Genomic DNA, 2,353 nt, shown 5'->3' on the forward strand with positions numbered 1-2,353 from the left:
AATATGGGATGTAGTAAAGGTGTCGTGAGCGTTGATGAGACGCTGAAGTACAACACGATACCGGGTTGTGATTGTATCAACCAAAATGTATTTAAGTGATCGAAAGATGACTTGGAATACGGCACAAATGCGAGAACTCATCCTGTAGCGAGCACGGCTTGAACGCAAGTTTGAGACACACTCGTTATAGGGTCAAGCGAACAAGTGCATGTGGTGGATGCCTTGGCGRTCASAGGCGATGAAGGACGYGGTAGCCTGCGAAAAGCTTCGGGGAGCTGGCAAACAAGCTTTGATCCGGAGATGTCCGAATGGGGAAACCCGGCCYGAATGGGTCATCCCTGACTGAATACATAGGTCAGGGAAGCGAACGCGGCGAACTGAAACATCTAAGTAGCTGCAGGAACAGAAATCAACCGAGATTCCCARAGTAGTGGCGAACGAAATGGGAAGAGCCTTGTACTCTTTAGCAGCATTGTTAGCAGAACGGGATGGAAAGCCCGGCCATAGCAGGTGATAGCCCTGTATGCGAAAACAGCGTTGTGGAACTAGGTGTACGACAAGTAGGGCGGGACACGTGAAATCCTGTCTGAAKATGGGGGGACCATCCTCCAAGGCTAAATACTCGTGATCGACCGATAGTGAACCAGTACCGTGAGGGAAAGGCGAAAAGAACCCCGGGAGGGGAGTGAAATAGATCCTGAAACCGCATGCATACAAACAGTCGGAGCCTGGAAACGGGTGACGGCGTACCTTTTGTATAATGGGTCAGCGACTTACATTCAGTGGCAAGCTTAACCGATTAGGGAAGGCGTAGCGAAAGCGAGTCCGAAYAGGGCGTTCAGTCGCTGGGTGTAGACCCGAAACCAGACGATCTATCCATGGCCAGGTTGAAGGTGCGGTAACACGTACTGGAGGACCGAACCCACTAACGTTGAAAAGTTAGGGGATGAGCTGTGGATAGGGGTGAAAGGCTAAACAAGTCTGGAAATAGCTGGTTCTCTCCGAAAACTATTTAGGTAGTGCCTCGTGTCTCACCTTCGGGGGTAGAGCACTGTCATGGTTGGGGGGTCTATTGCTGATTACCCCGCCATAGCAAACTCCGAATACCGAAGAGTGCAATCACGGGAGACAGACATCGGGTGCTAACGTCCGGTGTCAAGAGGGAAACAACCCAGACCGCCAGCTAAGGTCCCTAAGATTGGCTAAGTGGGAAACGAAGTGGGAAGGCTAAAACAGTCAGGAGGTTGGCTTAGAAGCAGCCATCCTTTAAAGAAAGCGTAATAGCTCACTGATCGAGTCGTCCTGCGCGGAAGATGTAACGGGGCTAAGCCAGTCACCGAAGCTGCGGATGCACGTAAGTGCATGGTAGGAGAGCGTTCTGTAAGCCTGTGAAGGTGTCTTGTAAAGGATGCTGGAGGTATCAGAAGTGCGAATGCTGACATGAGTAGCGATAAAGGGGGTGAAAAGCCCCCTCGCCGTAAGCCCAAGGTTTCCTACGCAACGTTCATCGGCGTAGGGTGAGTCGGCCCCTAAGGCGAGGCAGAGATGCGTAGCTGATGGGAAGCAGGTTAATATTCCTGCACCGTCGTATGATGCGATGGGGGGACGGATCGCGGAAGGTTGTCCGGGTGTTGGAAGTCCCGGTCCCTGTATTGGAGAAGGCGCTTAGGCAAATCCGGGCGCGGAATTCAAGGATRTGGGGCGAGCGGCCTAGAGCTGCGAAGCAATTGGAAGTGGTTCCAAGAAAAGCCTCTAAGCTTCAGTCATACGAGACCGTACCGCAAACCGACACAGGTGGGCGAGATGAGTATTCTAAGGCGCTTGAGAGAACTCGGGAGAAGGAACTCGGCAAATTGGTACCGTAACTTCGGGATAAGGTACGCCCTTGTAGCTTGACTGGCCTGCGCCAGGAGGGTGAAGGGGTTGCAATAAAATGGTGGCTGCGACTGTTTAWYAAAAACACAGCACTCTGCAAACACGAAAGTGGACGTATAGGGTGTGACGCCTGCCCGGTGCCGGAAGATTAAATGATGGGGTGCAAGCTCTTGATTGAAGTCCCGGTAAACGGCGGCCGTAACTATAACGGTCCTAAGGTAGCGAAATTCCTTGTCGGGTAAGTTCCGACCTGCACGAATGGCGTAACGATGGCCACACTGTCTCCTCCCGAGACTCAGCGAAGTTGAAGTGTTTGTGATGATGCAATCTCCCCGCGGCTAGACGGAAAGACCCCATGAACCTTTACTGTAGCTTTGCATTGGACTTTGAACCGATCTGTGTAGGATAGGTGGGAGGYTTTGAAGCGTGGACGCTAGTCTGCGTGGAGCCGTCCTTGAAATACCACCCTGGTTTGTTT

Annotated in this window: 1 rRNA gene; it reads left to right on the forward strand. The window is 52.2% G+C overall.

From position 1 onward, the window contains the following. Window positions 1-190: 190 nt before the first annotated feature. A 23S ribosomal RNA gene (locus AC1DSJ_RS30045) occupies window positions 191-2,353 on the forward strand; the annotation flags it as partial.

The organism is Achromobacter sp. 01N37, assembly GCF_056399725.1.